This window comes from Variovorax sp. P5_A3 (assembly GCF_056400665.1).
The window spans coordinates 326853-340344 of the sequence record NZ_JBFUKW010000001.1 but is presented as its reverse complement, the minus strand read 5'-3'; the positions used below and the strand labels follow the sequence as shown (position 1 = coordinate 340344).

Here is a 13492-nt window from a genome sequence, read left to right as displayed (position 1 = left end):
GATCAGACCGCCACGGGCGCCTTGATGGGCGGATGAGGGTCGTAGCCGGTCACCTCGAAGTCTTCATATTCGTAGTCGAAGATCGATGGCGGCTTGCGCTTGATCACCAGTGTCGGATAAGGGCGAGGCTCGCGACTGAGTTGCAGCGCCACCTGCTCGGCATGGTTACTGTAGATGTGGCAGTCGCCGCCGGTCCAGATGAAGTCGCCGACGTCCAGATCGCACTGCTGCGCGATCATGTGCGTGAGCAAGGCGTAGCTCGCGATGTTGAACGGCACGCCCAGGAAGATGTCCGCGCTGCGCTGGTAGAGCTGGCAGCTGAGCTTGCCGCGCTCGCCGGCCGCTTGCGGCGGCGCCACGTAGAACTGGAAGAAGGCATGGCAGGGCATCAGCGCCATCTTCGACAGCTCGGCAACGTTCCAGGCGCTCACGATGATGCGCCGCGAATCGGGGTTGCTGCGCAGCGTGTCCATCACCTGCTGGATCTGGTCGATGTGGCCGCCGTCCGGAGTCGGCCAGCTGCGCCATTGCACGCCGTACACCGGCCCGAGGTCGCCGTCCTCGCGCGCCCACTCGTCCCAGATCGTGACACCGCGCTCCTTCAGCCAGTTGTTGTTGCTCGACCCGGTCAGGAACCACAGCAGTTCCTGGATGATGGACCGGAGATGCACCTTCTTCGTGGTGACCAGCGGGAAGCCTTCGTTCAGATCAAAGCGCATCTGGTAGCCGAACACGCTCTTCGTGCCGGTGCCGGTGCGGTCTCCTTTCTGCACGCCCGTCGTGTCGACGTGGCGCATGAAGTCTTCGTATTGGGAGCGGATGGGGCGATTCATTGAGGTGTCTCCGTCCGGATCACGCGACCCGGATTCAGGATGTTCTGCGGGTCCAGCCCGCGCTTGATGGAGCGCATCATGCCAAGGGCGACGGGCGACTTGTGTTTTTCGAGCTGGTCGACCTTGAGCGATCCGACACCATGCTCGGCCGAGAACGAGCCGTCGAACTGTGCGACCGCGTCGTAGACGAGCGCGTTGATGCGGTCTTCGTAGTCGCGCAAGAAGGCGGCGTTGTCGCCACCGGCCGGCGCCTGCACGTTGTAGTGCAGGTTGCCGTCGCCGAGATGCCCGAAGTTGACGAGGCGCACGCCGGGGATCTCGCGCGCGAGCAGGGCGTCGGTCCCGGCCACGAAGGCGGGGATGCGCGACACGGCGATCGAAATGTCGTGCTTGATGTTCAGCCCTTCCTCGGCCTGCGCGAGGGGGATGCTTTCGCGGATGTGCCAGAGTTGATGGGCCTGCGTGAGGTTCTCTGCGACAACGGCGTCCGTCACGCAACCGGCTTCGAAGGCGGTTTCGAGCAAGGCCTCGAAGCGCGAGCGGGCGTGATCCTCCGACTCGCTGTCCGAGTTCTCGAGCAGCACGCAATACGGCACGGCCTCGTCGTCGATGAACGGGACACGCATCGCGGGAAAGTGCCTGGCCACCAGGCTCAGCGCGAACTTGCCCATGACCTCGAAGCCCGTCAGGCCCGCGCCCAGTCGCTGGTGCGCGAGTCCGAGCAGCGTCACTGCGTGATCCAGCGAGGGCACCGCGGCCCATGCCGTGAGTTGCGCGGCGGGCAGCGGATAGAGCTTCATCGTCGCGGCGGTGATGATGCCGAGCGTGCCTTCGCTGCCGATCATCAGGTCGCGCAGGTCGTAGCCGGTGTTGTCCTTGCGCAGGCCGCTGGTGCCTTCCCAGATCTCGCCCTGCGGCGTGACGACTTCGAGGCCCAGGCACAGGTCGCGCGTGTTGCCGTAGCGCACGACCTGGGTGCCGCCGGCGTTGGTCGCGAGATTGCCGCCAATCGTGCAACTGCCCTCTGCCGCGAGACTGAGCGGAAAGAGGAAGCCGGCGTTCCGCGCGGTTTCCTGCAAGGTTTGCAGCACGCAGCCGGCTTCGACGGTCATGGTGAGGTTCGCGGCGTCGATGCTGCGGATCGCGTTCATCCGCTGCAGGCTCAGCAGCACCTGGGTGCCGCTCTCGTCGGGGATGGAGCCGACCGCAAGGCCCGTATTCCCCCCCTGCGGCACGATCGACGTACCGACGTCGGCGCAGGCCTTGACGACTTCCGCCACCTGACTTGCATCGGCCGGCCGCACGACCGCCAGCGCCTTGCCTCGCGAGCGCTTGCGCCAGTCCTGCTCCCAGGCGGTGAGATCGCCGTCGGTCAACACGTTCGCGGCGCCGACGATGGCCCGCAACTTTTCCACCAAGACGCTCATGGCGTCGCTCCTTCCAGGCTTCGCGCCTGCGCGGCGTGCCGCAGGCGAAGTCGAACATGCCACACGCAGGCCGTGAACAGCGCCAGGCAGAGCACCACCTGGATCAGCGCGAGCACCTGCCCGACCCCGTTGGTGTCGCTCCAGGCGCGCACCACGCCTTCGGTGAAATAGAGCCAGACCATCAGGCTGACCCAGCGGTAGGTGTACATGCGGTTCTTGAGCAGCCCCGCGAGCGGGACGACGAGCGGCAGCACCTTGAGCGCCAGCCACGACCCGCCCGGCCGCAGCGGCGCCAGCCACATCTCCCAGGCGAGCCCGAGCACGATCAGCCCGACGAGGCTGCCGACCGCCAGCCAGCGGGTGGCGGACACGGAAGCAGGAGGAATTGAGGATGTGATCACGAAAAAAAATGGTTGGCCGACACGCACACCCGCGACCCGCACACTGCGTTCGAGGGATACCGCAGATCTGGCTCCGCCAGTCTGCCGGTATCGCCCCCTCGCAGGGGGTAGGCGAAGCGACACGCAGTGCGCGAAGCCTGGGGGTGAGCCATGGTCAGGCATGATACCGGCCATGAATCGGCGGCAACTTTGGAGGGATCTTTCGCATTTTCCCTGGGGCAATACCGCTGCAGTCCTTGGCGAGCGTTTCCGCGAAGATCGCCTTGGGCTGACAGCGAGCAGCCTGACCTTCACCACCACCATCGCCATGGTGCCTTTCTTCACCGTGGCGGCGGCGCTGTTCACGGTGTTCCCGATCTTCTCCAAGATGCAGGGCCGGCTGCAGCGCTGGCTGATCGAAAGCCTGATCCCGGACGACATCGCCCGCCAAGTGCTGGGCTACCTCAACCAGTTCGCGAGCAAGGCCAGCGGCCTGGGCGTGGCCGGGCTCGTGGTGCTACTGGTCACGGCGGTCGCCTTGATCCTCACCATGGACAAGACGCTCAACAACATCTGGCGCGTGCGCAGCCCGCGGCCCCTGGCGCAAAGGGTGCTGATCTACTGGGCTGCGATCACCCTGGGTCCGCTGGTGCTGGCCCTGAGCCTGAGCACCACCGCGGCCTTCTTCTCGGCTTCGCGCGATGTGGTCGGCGTCAGCGTGGTCAAGCTGCTGTTCGACATCTTCGAGTTCGTGCTGCTGGCGGGCGGCATGGCTGCGCTCTATCACTATGTGCCCAATACGCACGTCAAGTGGTCGCACGCGTGGGCCGGCGGGATCTTCGTTGCCGCAGCGATCGAGATTTCCAAGCGGGTGCTGGGCTACTACCTCAGCCTCGTGCCGACCTACTCGGTGCTCTATGGCGCTTTCGCGACGGTGCCGATCCTGCTCATCTGGATCTACGTCGCGTGGCTCATCGTGCTGTTCGGCGCGGTCATCGCGGCTTACCTGCCCAGCCTGATGACAGGCGTGGCGCGGCGGGGCGGCATGGCGGGCTGGCCGCTGCAACTGGCGGTCGAAGTCCTGCAGCAGCTCCATCAAGCGAAGAACAGTCCGGCCAAGGGCCTCGGCGCGGCCGAACTGGTGGCCCGGATGCGGATCGACGCGCTGCAACTCGCGCCGGTGCTCGAAACCCTGATCGGGATCGACTGGATCGCCCCGCTTGCCGAAGAGCCGGACAACGAGGATCCGCGCTATGTCATCCTGGCCGACCCGACCGTGACACCGATCGAGCCGCTGCTGAAGGAATTGCTCATGCCGCAGGCGCCGCCGCTCGAGAGCTTGTGGCGCAAAGGCCCTTTGGATGCACTTCTGCTGCAGGATTTGTTGCCGACTCGATAATTGCACGGCACGATTTGTTTTTCCCGATCTTCCGTTCCGCCCTTGACCGACTCTTCCGTTTCTGCAGACCCTTCATCGCCCGGCGGCCCGCTGTGGGTCGTCTGCCTGTGTGCCGAGTGGTGCGGCGCGTGCCGCGAATACCGGCCGCTCTTCGAGCAGGTGGCGCGCGCGCATCCGGAATTCAGGTTCGCATGGGTCGACGTCGAGGACCACGCGGACATCGCGGACGACTTCGACGTCGAGACCTTTCCGACGATGCTGGTTGCCGACGCCGCCGGCACGCGCTTTCTCGGCCCATTGTTGCCGCATGCGGAGACCCTGGCCCGCCTGCTGGGCGCGCTGCGTCCGCCGCAGGCGTCAGTGCCTGAAGTCACCACGCTGCTCGGCGCCCTGGCGCGCGAGCCCGAGACCTTCACGGTCGCCTGATCCAACGCCCTCGGGAACCTTCATGAAGATCATGCTCTTTGGTGCAACGGGCATGGTGGGGCAGGGCGTACTGCGCGAATGCCTCGTCGACGGCGATGTGACCCGGGTGCTTTGCGTCGGGCGCAAGCCGAGCGGCGATTCGCACCCGAAGCTCAGGGAGCTCGTCCTGTCCGACATGACCGACTATTCGGCCGTCGAGGACCAGATCTCGGGCTTCGATGCCTGCTTCTTCTGCCTGGGTGTCTCTTCCGTCGGCATGAGCGAGGCAGACTACCGCCGCATCACCTACGACCTCACCCTCGCTGTGGCGCAGACTCTGGCGCGACTCAATCCGCAGATGACCTTCGTGTACGTGTCCGGCGCCGGCACCGACAGCACCGAGCGGGGGCCGAGCATGTGGGCCAGGGTCAAGGGTGCGACCGAGAACGCGCTGATGCGCCTTCCCTTCAGGGCCGCGTACATGTTCCGGCCGGGTTTCATCGAGCCGATGCATGGCGTGCGGTCGAAGACAGCGCTCTACCAGGCGGCCTACGTGATCGGAAGGCCGGTGTTCGGCCTCCTGCGCCGGTGGGCGCCCGACCGCGTGACCACCAGCGTGCAGGTGGGTCGCGCGATGCTCGTGGTCGCCAAGCGTGGCGCCCCAATGCCGCTGGTCGAAATCCGCGACATCAACGCGCTGCGCTGACGCCGCTTCGCCGTCAGTTCTTGAGGAAGGCGCTCAGCGCGAACAGCACGTCGTCCGGCGCCTCGCTCATCAGCGCGTGGCCGGCCTTGACGGTCACGACCTTGGCGTTGCGCGCCTTGGCGGCGAGCGCGCGTGCGGCGCGCGGAGGCGTCATCTGGTCGGACTCGCCGAGGAGAAACAGCGTCGGGCACTGCACGGTCGCCATCGCCTGCTCGCCGTTCGCATAGTCGTTGCAGGCCTTGAATCCGACGTGGAAGACATTCGCGTTCGGATTGCTCACCAGCACGCGGCGCATGAGAGCGCGCGAGCTGCCATAGAGCCAGGTACCGGGGCCGAGCGGCGGCGACAGCCGCGAGTGCGAGAAGGTATTGACCATGCCGATCGCGCGCTGCGGATCGTTGAGCGCGCCGTCCAGCAGCGCCGGCGAGACGGTCATCGGATAGGCGGTGCCCACCAGCGCGAGGTGCGTGACGCGCTCCGGCGAGCGTGCCGCGGTTTCTAGCGCGATCAGCGAGCCGAAGCTGTGACCCACCAGCGCCGCCCTGGCGACGCCGGCCGCATCGAGCAGCCCAACGATGAAAGCGGCCGCTTCCTCGACCGTCGCGGGCGGCGGTCCCTCGCTCTTGCAGTGGCCCGGCAGGTCCACCGCAAGCACGTTCCAGCCGTGATTGGCGAACCAGCGGCTCTGGAGAATCCAGACGCTGTGGTCGTTGAGGACGCCGTGGATGAAGACCACCGTCGGCTTGGCGGCGTCGAGCGACTTGCCGCCGGTGTAGCAGTAGGTGCGGTGGCCGTTGACGACGAAGTCCATCAGGCACCTGCCTTTTCTGCGGCCTTGAGGGCGCGCTTCAGGTCGTCGATGAGGTCCGCTGGATCTTCGAGGCCGATCGACAGTCGGATCGTTCCTTGCGAGATGCCCGCACCGGCCAGTGCCTCGTCCGTCATGCGGAAATGCGTGGTGCTCGCCGGGTGAATCACCAGGCTGCGGCAGTCCCCGACATTCGCCAGATGGCTGAACAACTTCAGCGCCTCGATGAATTTCTTGCCCTGCTCGCGGTTGCCCTTGAGGTCGAAACTGAACACGGCGCCGGCCCCTTTCGCGCCATGCCGCAGCAGCTTGTTCGCCAGCGCATGGCTGGGGTGCGTCTCCAGCAGCGGATGCCCCACGTGCGCTACGAAGGGATGCGACGCGAGGAACTCCACCACCTTCTGCGTGTTGTCGATGTGGCGCTCCATGCGAAGCGGCAAGGTCTCGATGCCCTGCAGGATCAGCCACGCGGTGTGCGGGCTCATCGAGGCGCCGAAGTCCCGCAGGCCTTCGCGCCGGGCACGCAGGAGGAAGGCGCCCACCGTGCTCTCCTCACTGAAGACCATGTTGTGGAAGCCGTCGTAGGCCTCGGTCAGCTCGGCGAACTTGCCTGAGCGTTCCCAGTCGAAACTGCCTCCGTCGACCACCACGCCACCGATCACCGTGCCATGCCCCGACAGGAACTTGGTGGCCGAGTGATAGACCAGGTCCGCGCCCCAGTCGAAGGGCTTGATGAGATAGGGCGAAGTCAGCGTCGAATCGACCAGCAACGGCACCTTGGCCGCGTGCGCGATCTCGCTGACGGCCGGGATGTCGAGCACGTCGAGGCCCGGATTGCCCACCGTCTCGCCGAACAGCAGCTTGGTCTCCGGACGGATCGCCGCGCGCCAGCCGTCAAGGTCGCCCGGCTTCACGAAGGTCGTGTCGATGCCAAAGCGGCGCATCGTGTAATGCAAAAGGTTCTGTGATCCGCCGTAGAGCGCCGTGCTCGCGACGATGTGCGAGCCCGCACCCATCAGCGTCGCGATCGACAGGTGCAACGCCGCCTGCCCGCTCGCCGTCGCGATCGCGCCGATGCCGCCTTCGAGCGCTGCCACCCGTTGTTCGAGCACCGCGTTGGTCGGGTTGCTGATGCGCGAGTACACATGGCCTGCGCGCTCGAGATTGAAGAGCGACGCCGCGTGATCGCTCGACTCGAACACGAAGGACGTCGTCAGGTGGATCGGCACCGCACGCGCGCCGGTGGTGGGGTCGGGTGCCGCGCCGGCATGCAATGCGAGCGTGTCGAAGCCGGGGTCGGAGTAGCCGGACATGAGCGCCTTTCAGAGTCGTTTCTGCAATGCCCCGTTACGCGTGCAAACCCTGCGACGCTGACATGGGCGAGTGGATGGGCGGCCATTGTGGGCTATATTCAATTCGGCACCACCAAGAGAGGAGCATCACGATGAAGGTCAGCGACATCCTGCGGGTCAAGGGCAATACGCTCTTCACTGCCACGCCCGATCAACCCCTGGCCGAGGCAGTCAACACCATGGCCGACAAGGACATCGGCTCGCTGGTGGTCATGGAGCATGGTGATCTGGTCGGCATGCTCACCTTCCGCGAAGTGATCGTCGCGATCGTCGCCAACGGCGGGCAGGTGGGCGGCACGCTGGTGCGCAAGGCGATGGACGACCATCCCGTGACCTGCACCCTCGAAACCGATCTCGACGAAATCCGCCGCATCATGCTGGAGCGCCATGCGCGCTACATGCCGGTGATGGACAAGCGGATGCTGATGGGGGTGATCAGCTTCTACGACGTGGCCAAGGCCGTGGTGGACAGCCAGAATTTCGAGAACAAGATGTTGAAGGCCTACATCCGCGACTGGCCAGAAGAGACTTAGCTCGCCCCCAGGCTTGCCCACGTCGTGTGGCCGCCTACCCCCTGCCGGGGGCAACACCAGCGGCCCGGCTAAGCCGGTTCCGCGGTGTTTTACAAAGGGGCCTGGCTGCGCCGGCCTTATTCCTTGATATTTGCGGCTTGGACGATTTTTTGGTTACGGGCGTATTCCGCGCGGACGAACTGGCCTAGCTCGTCGGGCGATCCGCTGCCCGGAACGGCGCCTTGCTCCTGCAGCTTGGCGCGCACTTCGGGATCCTTCAGCACTGCGTTGAGCTCCTGGTTGATGCGGCTCACGATCGCGGGCGGGGTAGCTGCCGGCGCGAAGATGCCGGTCCAGCTCACCATCGAATAGCCTTTCAGGCCCGGCATCTCGTCGAAGGCCGGCACGTTGGGCAGGGCCTCGAGGCGCTTGCTGCTGGTCACGCCGAGCGCCTTCAGGCGGCCGGCGTTCACGTGCGGGATGGCGCTGGCGCTGACGAGCATGGCGAGGTCGACCTGGTTGCCGATCACGTCCGTGGCGATCTGTGCGCCGCCGCGGTAGGGCACGTGGGTCACGAAAATGCCGGTGCGTTCCTTCAGCAGTTCCATCGCAAGCTGCAGCACGGTGCCGACGCCGGAGGTCGCGTAGTTGTACTTGCCGGGCGATGCCTTCGCGAGCTTGACGAAGTCGGCGAAGTCCTTGACCGGCAGGCCCGGACGGGCGACGAGCACCATCGGCGCGGTGTTGAGCATGCCGACCGGCGCGAGGTCCTTGAGCGGGTCGAACTTGAAGGCGGCGGGATTGATCAGCTTGCCGATCGCGATGGCGCTGTCCGGTCCGGCGACGAGCGTGTAGCCGTCCGGCGCCGCATTCACGGCCTTGGCGACGCCGATCGCACCGCCGGCCCCGGTCACGTTCTCGATCACCACCGATTGCTTGAGCCGTTCACCCAGCTTGGTGGCAACGAGCCGCGCGCTGAAGTCCACGCTGCCGCCGGCCGAGTACGGAACGATCAGGGTGATGGGCTTGGCGGCCGGCCAGGCGGCTTGCGCGAATGCCGCGCCCGGCAAGGCAGCCGTCAGCATCGAGGAGAGCAGGAGGGAGCGGCGGAAATGATGGGTCATGGCGTGGGTGAGTTCAGTCTTGCAGGAGGCGGGTGCTGAGCGCGTCGAATTCATCGGTCCATTGGCCGCACCATTCGCGGCGCAGCGTGTCATCGATCCATGCCCCATCGAGCCCGTTGTGCATGAAGGTGCGCAGGTCGTCGATGCCAAAGCCGAAGTCGCGCAGCATCATCAGCCACGCCTGCGTGGGCGTGACCTTGTGCAGGGTCGGATCGTCGGTGTTCGGATGGATGCGCAGGCCGAGGCCGGGCATGCGGCGGATCGGGTGATCGAGCGCCCAGCGTTCGGGTGGCAGGGTGCGCAAGTAATAGGAGTTGGTCGGCACCACGGTGAACAGCACGCCACGATCCGCGCACTCGCGCGCGAATGCGGGTTGGTCGACGACCGTGTAGCCGTGGTCGATGCGGTCGACTTTCAACACGTCGAGCGCGGTGCGCACATTGGTCCACGGCATGCCGAACTCGCCGGCATGTGCGGTGGTCTTGAGCCCGGCGCGCCGGGCGTCCGCATAGGCCTGCATGAAGAGTTCGGGCGGGCGATCGACCTCGCGGTAGTCGATGCCGATGCCGATGACTTCGTCGCAGCGGTTCTGCGTCACCCACTGCACCATCTCGACCGCAGCCTCGGGACTGGCTTCACGGTCGATCGCCGCGATCAGCCGGCCGGTGATGCCGAACTGCTGTCGTGCATCGTGGATGGCGCGCACGATCGCGTCCTGCGCCATCGGGTAGTCGATGCCCGATTCCTGCACCGTGCCGGTCGGGTTCCAGAAGAATTCGCTGTAGCGCACGTTGTGGCTGGCCGCGTCCTCGAGGTATTCGATGGTGAGCCGGTGCAAGTCGTCGGCCGTGCGCACCAATTGGGCATCGAGGGCGCGCAGCACGCGCAACACACCGACCGGCTTCTCGCCGCGCGTGTAGAAGCCTTCGATTTCCTCTTCGGCGAGCGGTGCACCGGCGCGGCGGTTGAGCGCGGCGAAAGTGTCGTGCCGCACGGTGCCGAACAGATGGCAATGCAGTTCGACCTTCGGAATCGCGTGCAGGAACGATTCGAGGGTGAGGGCCGGGGCTGCCGCAGGGTGGGTCATGGGGCGAAGTCTAGGGACGATGCGTCGATAAGGAAAATTTTGAATTTCTATAATTTGATTCAGCCAACTGATAACGAGCCGCATGTCCTCTTCGCCCCTTCGAGCCTTGACCCTGCGCCAGTTGCAGTTCTTCTCGGTGCTGGTGGAGGAGGGGCAGTTCGGTCGCGCGGCGAAGCGGCTTTCCATCACGCAGCCGGCGCTGAGCAACGCCATCAAGCAGATGGAAAAGCTGCTCGGCGCCGAACTGCTGACCCGCTCTACGCACAAGCTCGAACTCACGGCGGTGGGAGCCGAAGTGCTGGCGCGCACGGACTTCCTCGTCAACACCTTCGACGTGGCACTGCGCGACATCGAAAGCACGGTGCAGCGGGGACGGGCTTTCGTGCGCGTGGGCGTGATTCCCTCGGCCAGTGGCCGCGTCGCATCGGCAGTCGCGGAATTCACGGACGGCGGCAAGGCGCGCGACGTCGAGTTCGCGTGGCGCGATGCGCCTTCGAACACCCTGCTGGCCGAAGTGCGAAGCGGCCAACTCGACATGGCCGTGGCGGCCATCACCGAGCCGCCCGGCGGACTCGTCTGCGTCGACCTGTTCCGCGATCCGCTCGTGCTGGTGGTTCGGCGGGATCATCCGCTCGCGCACGCGGTGGAGGCGAACTGGGAGGCACTCGGCAGTGAACGGCTGGTGCTCTTCGAAAGCGGCAGCATGCCGGCGCTGGGCGATCCCGCGCGCGCCCAGTTTGCGCAAGGCACCGAGCCTTACCGCGTCAGCTATTCCGAAACGCTCTATGCCTTGGTGCGCAGCGGCCATGCGCTCGGCCTGATGCCGAAGCTCTACACATCGACGTTGCGCGATGAAGAACTGGTGGTGCTGGAATTGCAGAAGCCGCATATCGAGCGACGTGTGGTGCTGGTCTATCTCCCGGGGCCGATGCGCAACGTGCTGGCACAGGAACTGATTGCGCATCTGCACGCCCGGCTGCGCCAGCCGAAGCTCAAGCGTTAGTGCAGTTCTGCAGCGGTGTGGATTGCCTCGCGCACGCGCGGGTAGATTTGGGTGTTCCACTTGCTGCCGCTGAACACGCCGTAGTGGCCGACGCCCGCTTGCAGGTGGTGGGTCTTCAGGTAGGGGCGAACGCTGGTGCACAGGTCCTGCGCGGCCACGGTCTGGCCGACGGCGCAGATGTCGTCGCGCTCGCCTTCCACCGTGAGTAGCGCGGTCTTGCGGATCGCGGCGGGATTGACCTTGCGATCGCCCACCGTGAGTTCGCCGCGGGGCAGGTCATAGGTCTGGAACACGCGCTCCACCGTTTCCAGGTAGAACTCGGCCGGCAGGTCGTTCACCGCCAGGTACTCGTCGTAGAAGTTGCGGATGGTGGTGGCCTGGTCGACCTCCCCGTCGACCAGGTGCTGGTAGAGCTTGGCGAACTGCTGCTTGTGGCGGTCCGGGTTCATGCTCATGAACGCACTGAGTTGCAGGAAGCCGGGGTACACGCGGCGCATCACGCCGGCATGCGGCCATGGCACGCGACTGATCAGGTTGCGTTCGAACCAGCCGATGGAGCGCTCGTTCGCGAGCTTGTTCACCGCCGTCGGGTTGATGCGGCAGTCGACCGGGCCGGCCATCAGCGTCAGGCTCGCCGGTGTTGCCGGATTGTCGTCTTCCGACATGAGGGCGGTGGCCGCCAGGGCGGCGACGCAAGGCTGGCACACCGCGACCATGTGTGCGCCCGGGCCCATGGCTTCGAGGAAGCGGATGAGCTGCAGCGTGTAGTCGTCGAGACTGAACCCGCCATGCCACAGCGGCACGTCGCGCGCGTTGTGCCAGTCGGTGATGTAGACGTCATGGTCGCGCAGCAAGGTGCGCACCGTTTCGCGCAGGAGCGTGGCGAAATGGCCCGAGAGTGGTGCGGCCAGCAGCACGGGCGGATGCACCGCGCTGGTGTCCTTGCGAAAGTGCAGCAGCGTGCCGAAGGGCGCGACCAGCGCGACCTCTTCGTGCACCGCGACTTCCTCGCCGTCGACCATCACGCTGTCGATGCCGTAGGGTGGACGCGAGTGCGTGAGCCGCAATTGCGCGTAGACCTCCATCGCCGCGGCCACTCGCCGGGCCATGCCGCGATCGGCCTTGGGGTGCCACAGCGCCTTGCCGAGATACTGGGCCGCGAGCCGGGATGGCGAAAAAAGGTCGGCGTTGGTTTGGTAGGCCCGGTACAGCATGCACATGCTGTAGGCAAGTTGCGGGCCAAGCTGGATGGCATGCTCGGCGAGGTGCACCTTTCTGGCACAGGCCTTGCACAGCTTCCATGCCGATCCGGCAGCCGAGGAGCGACTCATGGCCAAACCCGTACTCACCATCAGCAGCAAGAACTACGGTGCATGGTCACTGCGCGGCTGGCTGATGTGCCGGCTCGCGGGCCTGGAGTTCACCGAGAAGATCATCCCGCCCGACGATCCGGCGATGAAGGCCGAGATGCTGCTGCTCTCGGCCTCCATGCTGGTGCCGTCGCTGCAGCACGGAAGCATCAAGGTGTGGGACACGCTTGCGATCGGCGAATACCTCAACGAGATCAAGCCAAAGGCCGGGCTGTTGCCCGCTGATGCCAAGGCCCGCGCGCACTGCCGGGCGATCTGCGGCGAGATGCATTCGGGCTTCAGCTCGATGCGCGGCTCGCTGCCGATGAACGTCAAGGCGAAGTTCCCCGGCTTCAAGATCTGGTCGCGAGCCCAGACCGACATCGACCGGGTGGTCGCCATCTGGCGCGAATGCCTCGGCGCGTACGGAGGCCCCTTCCTGTTCGGCGAGCAGCCGTGCATGGCGGACGCGATGTATGCGCCGGTCGTCACGCGCTTCATGACCTACGACGTCGCGCTCGACCGGGCCTGCGCCACCTACTGCAAGCGGATCATCGAACTGCCTGCGATGCAGGAGTGGATCAAGGCGGCGAAGCAGGAGCCCGAGGAAATCGACGAACTTGACGCCGAGTTCTGAGCGGCTGACTCAGGCCGGCGCCTGGCGGAACATTCGCAGGTCAAGGGGCCATTCATTGCCCAACCACATGGCGTGCGCCGTGTGGTCGAGGTAGTCGTCGCCGGTCAGGCCGTGCACGAAGATGTCGAGGCCATTCCGATGCGCGTCGAGCCACGCGATGACTTCGTCGAATTCCGCCGCGTCGAAGGCAATCTGGCAACTCCATTGGGGATGCGGTCCGACCGGCTTCTCGTGCACGCGTCCGACCACCACCAGCAGGTTGTGCCCTGCATCTTCTGCCAGCTGCCTCGCCTGCGCGACCGTGGGCGGTCCGAAATAGATGTGGGCGTGGTATTGCGGGTAGAGGTTTTCGGGGCGACGCGGCATGGGGGCTCCGGTAGAAAGGTGAAGCTTACGCTTCCGCAGCGCCGGGGTTAACAACTGCTTGCTGCAAGGTCGGCGGAATGGTGAAATACTGTTGATTCATACAG

Annotated in this window: 15 protein-coding genes; 6 read left to right on the top strand and 9 right to left on the bottom strand. The window is 65.7% G+C overall.

Going from position 1 to position 13492, the window contains the following annotated elements:
• Positions 1-2: 2 nt before the first annotated feature.
• The 3 genes from AC1D3B_RS01520 to AC1D3B_RS01510 are packed head-to-tail and all read right to left on the bottom strand — an operon-like array spanning position 3 to position 2661.
• On the bottom strand, positions 3-833 hold the full coding sequence (locus AC1D3B_RS01520) for a thymidylate synthase (RefSeq protein ID WP_478188889.1): 831 nt from the start codon (positions 831-833) through the stop codon (positions 3-5).
• Positions 830-2260: an FAD-binding oxidoreductase gene (locus AC1D3B_RS01515; RefSeq protein ID WP_478188888.1), complete on the bottom strand. Its 1431-nt coding sequence runs from the start codon at positions 2258-2260 to the stop codon at positions 830-832. The genes AC1D3B_RS01520 and AC1D3B_RS01515 overlap by 4 nt, the downstream gene beginning before the upstream one ends.
• Complete coding sequence (locus tag AC1D3B_RS01510; protein ID WP_478188887.1) at positions 2257-2661, bottom strand: DUF2069 domain-containing protein; 405 nt, start codon at positions 2659-2661, stop codon at positions 2257-2259. The genes AC1D3B_RS01515 and AC1D3B_RS01510 overlap by 4 nt, the downstream gene beginning before the upstream one ends.
• Positions 2662-2821: 160 nt before the next feature.
• On the opposite strand from AC1D3B_RS01510, the gene AC1D3B_RS01505 reads away from it, so the two are divergent.
• Genes AC1D3B_RS01505 through AC1D3B_RS01495 form a run of 3 tightly spaced genes read left to right on the top strand, consistent with a single transcriptional unit; the run spans position 2822 to position 5150 of the window.
• Positions 2822-4039 (top strand): YihY family inner membrane protein, encoded by a 1218-nt coding sequence (locus AC1D3B_RS01505; RefSeq protein ID WP_478188886.1) that lies wholly within the window; start codon positions 2822-2824, stop codon positions 4037-4039.
• 42 nt (positions 4040-4081) lie between these two features.
• The gene (locus AC1D3B_RS01500) at positions 4082-4465 is read left to right on the top strand and encodes a thioredoxin family protein (protein ID WP_478188885.1); all 384 of its coding nucleotides are present in this window, start codon (positions 4082-4084) and stop codon (positions 4463-4465) included.
• Between the two features lie 22 nt (positions 4466-4487).
• Positions 4488-5150, top strand: a complete 663-nt coding sequence (locus tag AC1D3B_RS01495) for an NAD-dependent epimerase/dehydratase family protein (protein WP_478188884.1) — start codon at positions 4488-4490, stop codon at positions 5148-5150.
• A 13-nt stretch (positions 5151-5163) separates the two neighbouring features.
• On the opposite strand, the gene AC1D3B_RS01490 is transcribed toward AC1D3B_RS01495, so the two are convergent.
• Together AC1D3B_RS01490 and AC1D3B_RS01485 are read right to left on the bottom strand one after the other, a co-directional pair.
• Positions 5164-5961, bottom strand: a complete 798-nt coding sequence (locus tag AC1D3B_RS01490) for an alpha/beta fold hydrolase (protein WP_478188883.1) — start codon at positions 5959-5961, stop codon at positions 5164-5166.
• On the bottom strand, positions 5961-7271 hold the full coding sequence (locus AC1D3B_RS01485) for an O-acetylhomoserine aminocarboxypropyltransferase (protein WP_478188882.1): 1311 nt from the start codon (positions 7269-7271) through the stop codon (positions 5961-5963). The genes AC1D3B_RS01490 and AC1D3B_RS01485 overlap by 1 nt, the downstream gene beginning before the upstream one ends.
• A 131-nt stretch (positions 7272-7402) precedes the next feature.
• On the opposite strand from AC1D3B_RS01485, the gene AC1D3B_RS01480 reads away from it, so the two are divergent.
• Positions 7403-7843 carry a CBS domain-containing protein gene (locus AC1D3B_RS01480; RefSeq protein WP_478188881.1) on the top strand — a complete coding sequence of 147 codons (441 nt, stop codon included), beginning with the start codon at positions 7403-7405 and terminating at the stop codon, positions 7841-7843.
• 116 nt (positions 7844-7959) lie between these two features.
• On the opposite strand, the gene AC1D3B_RS01475 is transcribed toward AC1D3B_RS01480, so the two are convergent.
• Together AC1D3B_RS01475 and add are read right to left on the bottom strand one after the other, a co-directional pair.
• On the bottom strand, positions 7960-8946 hold the full coding sequence (locus tag AC1D3B_RS01475) for a Bug family tripartite tricarboxylate transporter substrate binding protein (RefSeq protein WP_478188880.1): 987 nt from the start codon (positions 8944-8946) through the stop codon (positions 7960-7962).
• A gap of 13 nt (positions 8947-8959) precedes the next feature.
• Positions 8960-10033, bottom strand: coding sequence for an adenosine deaminase (gene add / locus AC1D3B_RS01470; RefSeq protein WP_478188879.1), 1074 nt, complete (start codon positions 10031-10033; stop codon positions 8960-8962).
• 82 nt (positions 10034-10115) lie between these two features.
• On the opposite strand from add, the gene AC1D3B_RS01465 reads away from it, so the two are divergent.
• Positions 10116-11036 carry a LysR family transcriptional regulator gene (locus AC1D3B_RS01465; protein ID WP_478188878.1) on the top strand — a complete coding sequence of 307 codons (921 nt, stop codon included), beginning with the start codon at positions 10116-10118 and terminating at the stop codon, positions 11034-11036.
• On the opposite strand, the gene AC1D3B_RS01460 is transcribed toward AC1D3B_RS01465, so the two are convergent.
• On the bottom strand, positions 11033-12250 hold the full coding sequence (locus tag AC1D3B_RS01460; protein WP_478189003.1) for a polyhydroxyalkanoate depolymerase: 1218 nt from the start codon (positions 12248-12250) through the stop codon (positions 11033-11035). The two genes, AC1D3B_RS01465 and AC1D3B_RS01460, sit on opposite strands and share 4 nt — an antisense overlap.
• Before the next feature lie 115 nt (positions 12251-12365).
• Here AC1D3B_RS01460 and AC1D3B_RS01455 point away from each other — a divergent pair, with 115 nt between their 5' ends.
• A complete protein-coding gene (locus tag AC1D3B_RS01455; protein ID WP_478188877.1) occupies positions 12366-13022 on the top strand; it encodes a glutathione S-transferase family protein in 657 nt (218 codons plus the stop codon).
• Between the two features lie 9 nt (positions 13023-13031).
• Here AC1D3B_RS01455 and AC1D3B_RS01450 read toward each other — a convergent pair whose 3' ends face one another.
• Complete coding sequence (locus AC1D3B_RS01450; RefSeq protein ID WP_478188876.1) at positions 13032-13388, bottom strand: DOPA 4,5-dioxygenase family protein; 357 nt, start codon at positions 13386-13388, stop codon at positions 13032-13034.
• Positions 13389-13492: the final 104 nt, after the last annotated feature.

Excerpts from the sequence above, each read along its gene's own strand:
- AC1D3B_RS01465 (WP_478188878.1), top strand. The coding sequence starts at position 10,116 with ATGTCCTCTTCGCCCCTTCGAGCCTTGACCCTGCGCCAGTTGCAGTTC.
- AC1D3B_RS01495 (WP_478188884.1), top strand. The coding sequence starts at position 4,488 with ATGAAGATCATGCTCTTTGGTGCAACGGGCATGGTGGGGCAGGGCGTA.
- AC1D3B_RS01480 (WP_478188881.1), top strand. The coding sequence starts at position 7,403 with ATGAAGGTCAGCGACATCCTGCGGGTCAAGGGCAATACGCTCTTCACT.
- AC1D3B_RS01505 (WP_478188886.1), top strand. The coding sequence starts at position 2,822 with ATGATACCGGCCATGAATCGGCGGCAACTTTGGAGGGATCTTTCGCAT.
- AC1D3B_RS01515 (WP_478188888.1), bottom strand. The coding sequence starts at position 2,260 with ATGAGCGTCTTGGTGGAAAAGTTGCGGGCCATCGTCGGCGCCGCGAAC.
- AC1D3B_RS01450 (WP_478188876.1), bottom strand. The coding sequence starts at position 13,388 with ATGCCGCGTCGCCCCGAAAACCTCTACCCGCAATACCACGCCCACATC.
- AC1D3B_RS01460 (WP_478189003.1), bottom strand. The coding sequence starts at position 12,250 with ATGCTGTACCGGGCCTACCAAACCAACGCCGACCTTTTTTCGCCATCC.
- add (WP_478188879.1), bottom strand. The coding sequence starts at position 10,033 with ATGACCCACCCTGCGGCAGCCCCGGCCCTCACCCTCGAATCGTTCCTG.
- AC1D3B_RS01490 (WP_478188883.1), bottom strand. The coding sequence starts at position 5,961 with ATGGACTTCGTCGTCAACGGCCACCGCACCTACTGCTACACCGGCGGC.
- AC1D3B_RS01475 (WP_478188880.1), bottom strand. The coding sequence starts at position 8,946 with ATGACCCATCATTTCCGCCGCTCCCTCCTGCTCTCCTCGATGCTGACG.
- AC1D3B_RS01520 (WP_478188889.1), bottom strand. The coding sequence starts at position 833 with ATGAATCGCCCCATCCGCTCCCAATACGAAGACTTCATGCGCCACGTC.
- AC1D3B_RS01485 (WP_478188882.1), bottom strand. The coding sequence starts at position 7,271 with ATGTCCGGCTACTCCGACCCCGGCTTCGACACGCTCGCATTGCATGCC.
- AC1D3B_RS01455 (WP_478188877.1), top strand. The coding sequence starts at position 12,366 with ATGGCCAAACCCGTACTCACCATCAGCAGCAAGAACTACGGTGCATGG.